An 8,078-nucleotide genomic window follows, 5' to 3' on the forward strand; every position below is an offset into this window, starting at 1 on the left:
ATCGTAGTCTGCGTTAAGGTATTCGTCTGATGTGGACTATTTGCTCTTAAAATAGAATTGTTGACTTCATTTCATTAAGCTTCAACGTAATCCAAAACTGAGACTGCAAAGGGGAATAAGTTTTACCAAGAATTTCCCCATACTTGATACCATATTCTTGCTACTTGTATTGATAAGTGGTAGAACAGACTTAAATATATTAAGTAAGCATATGCTTTAAGATAAATGGTGAAAGGTGAGTAAGAAATCCAAAGATCCTTTTTATAGTAGGGAACGTGAAAAATACGCCGATCCAATTCCAAGTCGAGAATACATCATGGATATCCTTGATGAATACGGCAGACCTATGTCACGCAATAAATTGTTGGATAAATTGGACGTGGATTCCGAGAGTCAACAAGAGTCCTTGGGGTTTCGCCTGAAAGCGATGTTGCGTGATGGCCAAATCATGCAAGACAGGAGAGGACGTTTTTGTTTATTGAAAAAAATTAATTTATTGCGCGGAACTGTCCAAGGTCATCCGGATGGGTTTGGTTTTTTTATTCCTGATGACGGTTCAGAAGATATGGTGCTTTCTGCTAAAGAAATGAAAGCTGTAATGCATGGCGATATAGTTCTTGCTTATCAGACAGGAATGGATAGAAGGGGAAGGCCAGAAGCTAAAATTCATGAAGTTCTTGAACATGCTAATGCAACGGTCGTAGGACGTTTTTTTAGTGATCATGGCGTGAATTTTGTAATTCCTGATAGCAAACGCCTGACTCAAGATATTTCAATTCCACCAGAATTCATTAATAATGCAAAAAATGGCCAAATTGTATTAGTTGAATTAATTGCTTATCCTAACAAACGTACACAAGCTATTGGCAGAGTAATACATATCCTTGGTGAACACATGGCGCCAGGTATGGAAATTCAAGTAGCAATCCATGCCTATGGAATTCCTTTTGAATGGCCGGATGATGTTCTTGCTGAAGTCGCAAAAATTCCCCAGCAGATTACCGAAGATCAACTAAAAGGGCGAACTGATTTGCGTAATCTTCCATTTGTCACCATTGATGGAGAAGATGCCAAAGATTTTGATGATGCGGTTTATTGTTATAAAAAGGCGAAGGGTGGTTTTCAACTTTATGTCGCGATAGCGGACGTAAGTTACTATGTGGCTAAAGATTCTGCTTTGGATAAAGAGGCAGCAAGGCGAGGGAACTCAGTCTATTTTCCAGGTAAAGTTGTACCCATGTTGCCAGAGGCTTTGTCTAATGGTGTTTGCTCATTAAATCCACATGTAGATCGGTTATGCATGGTAGCCGAGTTATCTATTAATCAAGAAGGCAAAATAACTCGCTCACGTTTTTACCGTGCAGTGATTCATTCCCATGCCCGATTGACTTATACGCAAGTTGGTTCCTGGTTGGAACAAGGAAAAACAGATGAGAAGCATCAAGACCTATGGCCTATGCTTGAGTCCCTTTACGATTTGTATGGTGTCCTATTGAATACCCGCAAGCTTCGGGGAGCTATGGATTTCGAAACCACTGAAACAAGAATAGAATTTGATGAAAATAAGAAAATCAAGTGCATTGTGCCGATAATACGAAATGATGCTCATAAATTAATAGAAGAATGCATGCTGGCTGCTAATGTTTCAACAGCAAAATTTTTAGAAAAGGCTGAAATCCCTACTTTATATCGAGTACATGCTGCTCCTGAAGAGGATAAAATTACTGCTTTAAGACAATTTTTAGGTGAATTGGGTTTGCAGTTAAGTGGGGGGAAAAAGCCTGGCCCCAAAGATTTTCAACGCACATTGAATATGATTGGGGATAGACCAGAGAAACATCTTATAGAGACAGTCATGCTGCGCTCCTTAAAACAAGCTCAATACGTTGAGGCCAATGAAGGCCATTTCGGCTTAGCCTACTCTGCCTATACGCATTTTACGTCACCCATTAGAAGATTTCCTGATTTATTAATTCATCGGGCAGTCGGGCATTTGTTAGATAATCAACCAGTTTATGAATTTGCTTACAGCCATGAAGATATGAATCGCCTTGGTAAGCATTCCTCAATGACTGAGCGTCGAGCTGATGATGCAACGCGGGAAGTCATTACTTGGTTGAAATGCGAATATATGCAAGATAAGTTGGGGCAGGTATTTAAAGGTAGAATATCGGCAGTCACCAGCTTTGGTATTTTTGTTGAATTGGATGAAATTTATGTAGAAGGATTAGTCCATGTCACTTCTTTAAAGAATGATTACTACACTTTTGATTCGGCCAAACATCGTTTGATAGGTGCTCGTGGTGGTCAAGTTTATCGCTTGGGAGATAAAATGACTGTTTTGGTGGCTCGAGTTGATTTGGATGAGCGTAAAATAGATTTTGAGCCCATAGCAGAGGAAGATATTAGTCATGAGTGAACAATACGTTTACGGATTGCATGCGGTTTCAGCATTATTGACTAATCCTCATCGAACAATCAAAACTCTCTTCATTAATCAAGATAGAATTGATAATAGACTACAAGAATTTTTAACCAAGGCAGAGAATGCCAATATCCCTATCGAAAAATTAAATTCTCAAAAAATGAAGCAACGATTTTCTGAGTTTACTCATCAAGGAGTTGTTGCTCTTGCAATTCCGTTACCAGAATACGGTGAAACAGATCTCATTGCTCTATTAGATGCCTGTAAAAAGCCCGCTTTGATTCTTATTTTGGATGGAATTACAGATCCGCATAATTTAGGTGCTTGTTTACGCTCAGCAGATGCAACAGGTGTTGATTTTGTTGTGATTCCTAAAGATAAAAGTGCCAGCATTACTCCTGTTGTTAGTAAAGTGGCATGTGGTGCAGCGGAATCAATACCCTTTGTTAAAGTAACTAATTTAGTGAGAGCCATGGAAACTTTAAAACAACAAGGTGTCTGGATTTATGGCGCAGCAGGTGAGGCCAAGCAATCGTTGTACCAAATGGATTGTTCTGGAGCGATGGCCATTGTGATGGGCGCCGAGGGAGAGGGATTGAGACGATTAACTCGTGAGCATTGTGATGGCTTGTTCTCTTTGCCTATGTTAGGCAGTGTAGAAAGTTTGAATGTATCAGTGGCTACTGGAGTCTCATTATATGAAGTGATTAGGCAAAGAGGACAATGTCGTGAGTGAATTAAAAACTAAAGCAGCCAGAGCAGCGATTGCTTATATTGAAGACGATATGGTAATTGGTGTTGGCACAGGTTCAACGGTGAATTGTTTTATCAAGGAATTAGCTGCAATCAAACATAGAATAGATGCCTGTGTGGCGAGTTCAAAAGCAACTGAAGCTTTGCTTCGTAAGGCAGGTATCCCGGTTATCGATCTGAATTCAGTAAAAGAATTACCTATATATATTGATGGCGCAGACGAAGTCAATGCACATGGCGAAATGATTAAAGGAGGGGGTGGAGCGCTGACACGTGAGAAAATTGTAGCTAATGTTGCTGCTCAATTTATCTGTATTGTTGATGAATCCAAGGTTGTGAAGCATTTGGGAGAATTTCCGATCGCGGTGGAGGTGATTCCAATGGCGCGGAGCTTTGTAGCAAGACAAATTGTTAAATTAGGAGGAGATCCTGAGTATAGAGAGGGTTTTATCACCGATAATGGCAATATTATTCTCGATGTGTTTAATTTGGATCTTTCTACCCCTATGGCTTTGGAAGACGGTATTAATATAATTCCTGGTGTTGTGGAGAATGGCGTGTTTGCTAAACGTTTAGCAGACAGGGTATTAGTCGCTTCAGAAACGGGAGTGGCTAATTTAAAATAAGCAGCTGTTTAACAAGGTTCACTGGAATCATTAATTTTATAGGTTTCTAAAAGATGGATGCACACAAGGTTTTTGTAAATCGAATTATAAATATGAAAAAGATTAAACTGATAGGGTTAGATATGGACCATACCTTAATTCGGTATAATTCGAAAAACTTTGAGTCTTTGGTTTATGATCTGGTTAAAGAGAGGCTAGTAGAAAATTTCCATTACCCAGAAGAAATTAAAAAATTCAAATTTAACTTTTATGATGCCATTCGTGGGTTGGTTATAGATAGGAAAAATGGGAATATCTTAAAATTAAGTCGTTATGGGGCTATCAGGCTAAGCTATCATGGCACCAAACAGATTAGTTTTGGCGACCAAAAGAAAATTTATCGAAGTATTTATGTTGATTTAGGTGATCCTAATTATATGGCAATAGATACTTCTTTTTCCATTGCTTTTTGTGTTTTGTATGGGCAGTTGGTTGATTTAAAGGATATGCAGCCCGATCAAATGCCAAACTACCAAACCATGGCTCAGGATGTCCAATATTGTGTAGATAAAGTGCACTCTGATGGTACCTTAAAAAATATCATTATCAAAAACTTAAAAAAATATGTAATTAGAGAGAAGGCTGTAGTGGATGGGTTGAAGCATTTTATCCGCTATGGGAAAAAGATATTTATATTGACCAATTCAGAATATTCTTACTCCAAAATTTTGTTGGATTATTCATTATCTCCTTTTTTAAATAATGGGGAAAACTGGCAAGATTTATTTGAGTATACTATTACCTTAGCTAATAAGCCTCGTTTCTTTTATGATAATTTACGGTTTTTATCTGTTGATCCAGAAACAGGGATGATGACCAATGTTAATGGTCCAATAACCCCAGGCGTGTACCAGGGAGGTAATGCCAAAAAATTTACTGAAGATCTGGGGGTTGGTGGAGATGAAATTCTTTATATAGGGGATCATATTTACGGCGACATATTACGATTAAAGAAAGATTGTAATTGGCGAACTGCTTTGGTTGTTGAAGAGTTAGGTGAGGAAATTGCCTCCCAGATAAGAGCTTTACCAATTGAGAAGAAAATTGTTGAAACGATGGGTATTAAAAAAGAACTAGAACAAAAATATGTCGATCTTTGTACTCGCAGTATTGATGAAGGTTCTCAAAAATATGATCAAGAAATTCATGATTTGCAGTTACAAATTTCGACTTTGGATTTACAAATTTCCAGATTGCTGAAAGAACAAAGCAGTTTTTATAATCCCAAATGGGAAAGAGTTTTTAGAGCTGGAGCGGAAGAAAGTTATTTCGCTTATCAAGTAGATAGATTTGCATGTATTTACATGGAGAAATTATCCGATTTGTTAGAGCATTCGCCAATAACGTATTTTCGTGCAAATAGGCGGTTATTAGCTCATGATATAGAAATTTAGTAATGAAAGGATAGCGAAAATGAGCAATATACCTAATTGTCCTAAATGTAGTTCTGAATATAGTTATGAAGATGGTAATGTATTTATTTGTCCTGAATGTATGCATGAATGGCCAAAAGACATTCATGAAAGTCATGAGGAATCTGCGCGAATTATAAAAGATGCTAATGGAAATATATTGCAAGACGGTGATACTGTGACTGTTATCAAAGATTTGAAAATAAAAGGCTCATCTCAGGTAGTAAAGGTAGGAACAAAAGTAAAAAACATCCGTTTGATTGAAGGAGATCATGATATCGATTGTAAAATCGATGGCATTGGTGCTATGAAGTTAAAATCTCAATTTGTCAAAAAAATTTAGGTAGCAATTGACAACACCCTAATATTTTTAACGGAATTAATTTTTCTCTCTTAAGTTTTTCTTAAGGTTAGCACAGTATACTGCTTCCGTAGTTCAGAGGGAGCGGTGATGCGTGTATTAATTATTGAGGACAATGCTTTTAATGCTTTTTGCTTACGCCGATTGGTAGAATCGGTTATTGCATCAGTCTCTGTGACCATTGTTAATAATAGTCATGCGGCTTTGTCTTTTATAAATAGTCATTGTCCTGATATAGTCGTAATAGATGGTGATCTAGGGGCCATGAATGATGAAATGAACTGCAATGGTCCAGAATTGGCAGGAATTTTATTAAAAAAATACCCCCAGCTTCCTATTATTGCCTGGTCTGATTCCGATACAATGCGCGAAGATTTCACCAAGGTATTTAAAACTCATGGCAAACTTTTAAATGAATATAATTCCTGGGCTAAGGTAATTGGCCAAGAGCGCATTTACAAAACATGGGCCTATTATTTTGGTGAATTTATGATTGGTCAAAATTCTGCTTTTACAAACCAGACTTCTGTTAGTTATTTTTAGGCAAACAACGCGCCTGAAATTTTTATACCTGTTCGCGTGATATCGCAGGAATGCCGTAATTTCCTGACTTCGGAAAGTAAGTAAAAACCATATAAAATCGCTATAAACCTTTCTGGTCAAGGATTATAGCGATTTTTTTATTAGTTTATTTGTTGCGTCTGGATGCGTATGATTATTTATGATAAGATATATGAAATAATCGGGATGATAGAAGCTATGTACGTTAGAAAAAGAAAAAATGAGAGTGGTTCGTATTCGGTGATGCTGTGCGTTGGTGAACGGTTACCCGGAAAGAAGAACTCTACAACTAAAATGATTAAAAGTTTTGGTGTGGCTCGTGATGAGGCTCATTTAAATCGCCTACTTGCAGAAGCAGAGTCTTATAAACAGCATTTAGAGCGGCACTCACCTAAAGGAAAAGCATTAAAAATCCTTAGTGAGGAAGATATTAGTCAATGCCGATCTTACAATACGGGTTTTTTAGACGTTTATGGTCAGGCCTTTGCCTCCACTTTCCAGTCTATAAAAACAAAAGAGCACATTCTGGATAAATTAAAAAAACTAGTGGTCATGCGTATTGCAGAACCTTGTTCCAAGCGTAGGACTGCACTAATTTCTGATGAATACGGTATGAACTGCCAACTCGATAGTCTTTATAAGGTGATGGATCAAATCACAGATCCTATAAAAAATGACATAAAGCAAACCATTTACCAACGCACATCGCAGCTGCTTTCGGAGCAAAAACAAAGCATCGATGTTTTATTTTATGACTTAACCACCATTTACTTTGAAACCAACACGCAAGATGAGCTGCGTGATTTTGGCTTTTCAAAAGACGGTAAACATCAACATGTGCAAATCATGGTGGCGCTGATTGTCACCAAAGAAGGACTTCCTATTGATTACGAAGAGCTCCCAGGAAATAGCTACGAAGGGCATACCCTATTACCTGTTCTTGATAAAATCAAGGCACGTTATCACATCGATAAGACGGTAATTGTTGCCGATGCTGCCCTGATGAATAAGATTAATCTAGTTGAGTTAGATACACAGGGTATTGAGTATATTATTGCTGCGCGGATAAAAAACACAAAAAAACACATCAAAGAAGCTATCTTGGATCCTGAAGGCTATCAAATCATTAGCCATGCTACAGAGACTGAGTCTTTAAAAGATATAGTACGTACCAAAACCCTTGCTTCAGAAGAAGGTGATATTCTTTTTGTGTATCATAGCACTAAAAGAGCACGTAAAGACGCGCATGACAGAGCAAAAGCTTTGGAGCGTATTCAAAAACATCTTAATAGTTCAACCAAGAGCAAATTAACAGGTTCTTTAAAAAAACCTTATGTTACAATTTCTAAGGATTGCACCATTCAAATTGATGAGAAAAAACTTGAAAAGGATGCTTTGTTTGATGGCTTTTGGGGAGTGAGGACCAATATTAAAAATGCGGTGCCAACCGAAATACTGGGACACTATCGAGGTCTTTGGCAGGTTGAGCAAACGTTCCGAATCGCCAAATCCAACTTGGAAATTAGGCCTGTATTTCATTATACACCGCGACGAATCAGAGCTCACTTTTTGCTTTGTTTTATGGCTCTTGCATTGATACGGTTCGTAGAATTCACATTAAAAACCAATCAAATACTTCTTCCGCCAGAACAACTGTCACTCTTACTTCATCGTATGCGAAAGGTTCGGGTGACCAACAAAGACAATCAACACTTTGAAATCCTGGAAGACCCTCCCAACGAATTGATGCCTGTTTATCAAGCCCTAAAAATTAAGTGGCACAAAAAATTCCAATACCTTCCCTGTTTGTAGCGTCTGGCTTCCTATGAAAAAACGCTGAAAACCCTTTACCAAAAAGGTTTTCAGCGTTTTTTATTGAAGTTGATTTTCCGAAGTCAGGA

General features: G+C 37.8%; 7 protein-coding genes. All 7 read left to right on the forward strand.

Annotated elements, in window-relative coordinates; all coding sequences use genetic code 11:
- The first annotated feature begins 235 nt into the window (after nt 1-235).
- The 7 genes from rnr to OK13_RS08720 all read left to right on the forward strand — a co-directional run bounded on the left by rnr (nt 236) and on the right by OK13_RS08720 (nt 7,989).
- Complete coding sequence (rnr, locus tag OK13_RS08690; protein ID WP_035890208.1) at nt 236-2,419, forward strand: ribonuclease R; 2,184 nt, start codon at nt 236-238, stop codon at nt 2,417-2,419.
- Nucleotides 2,412-3,161 (forward strand): 23S rRNA (guanosine(2251)-2'-O)-methyltransferase RlmB, encoded by a 750-nt coding sequence (rlmB, locus tag OK13_RS08695; RefSeq protein WP_035890209.1) that lies wholly within the window; start codon nt 2,412-2,414, stop codon nt 3,159-3,161. The genes rnr and rlmB overlap by 8 nt, the downstream gene beginning before the upstream one ends.
- Entirely contained in the window at nt 3,154-3,804 is a 651-nt protein-coding gene (gene rpiA / locus OK13_RS08700; protein ID WP_035890211.1) for a ribose-5-phosphate isomerase RpiA, read from the forward strand. Before rlmB ends, rpiA begins: the two co-directional genes overlap by 8 nt.
- Nucleotides 3,805-3,857: 53 nt before the next feature.
- Nucleotides 3,858-5,237 (forward strand): HAD-IG family 5'-nucleotidase, encoded by a 1,380-nt coding sequence (locus OK13_RS08705; RefSeq protein WP_035890216.1) that lies wholly within the window; start codon nt 3,858-3,860, stop codon nt 5,235-5,237.
- Between the two features lie 19 nt (nt 5,238-5,256).
- Complete coding sequence (locus tag OK13_RS08710) at nt 5,257-5,598, forward strand: zinc ribbon domain-containing protein YjdM (RefSeq protein WP_035890218.1); 342 nt, start codon at nt 5,257-5,259, stop codon at nt 5,596-5,598.
- Nucleotides 5,599-5,706: 108 nt separating this feature from the next.
- Nucleotides 5,707-6,159, forward strand: coding sequence for a response regulator (locus OK13_RS08715; protein ID WP_035890219.1), 453 nt, complete (start codon nt 5,707-5,709; stop codon nt 6,157-6,159).
- 168 nt (nt 6,160-6,327) lie between these two features.
- Nucleotides 6,328-7,989 carry an IS1634 family transposase gene (locus tag OK13_RS08720; RefSeq protein WP_160264741.1) on the forward strand — a complete coding sequence of 554 codons (1,662 nt, stop codon included), beginning with the start codon at nt 6,328-6,330 and terminating at the stop codon, nt 7,987-7,989.
- The last annotated feature ends 89 nt before the right edge of the window (nt 7,990-8,078 follow it).

It is taken from the genome of Legionella norrlandica, from assembly GCF_000770585.1.
GTDB lineage: Bacteria > Pseudomonadota > Gammaproteobacteria > Legionellales > Legionellaceae > Legionella > Legionella norrlandica.

Bases quoted from the DNA above. Each gene is read 5' to 3' on its own strand.
- rlmB (WP_035890209.1), top strand. From the start codon at position 2,412: ATGAGTGAACAATACGTTTACGGATTGCATGCGGTTTCAGCATTATTG.
- OK13_RS08705 (WP_035890216.1), top strand. From the start codon at position 3,858: ATGGATGCACACAAGGTTTTTGTAAATCGAATTATAAATATGAAAAAG.
- OK13_RS08710 (WP_035890218.1), top strand. From the start codon at position 5,257: ATGAGCAATATACCTAATTGTCCTAAATGTAGTTCTGAATATAGTTAT.
- OK13_RS08715 (WP_035890219.1), top strand. From the start codon at position 5,707: ATGCGTGTATTAATTATTGAGGACAATGCTTTTAATGCTTTTTGCTTA.
- OK13_RS08720 (WP_160264741.1), top strand. From the start codon at position 6,328: ATGATTATTTATGATAAGATATATGAAATAATCGGGATGATAGAAGCT.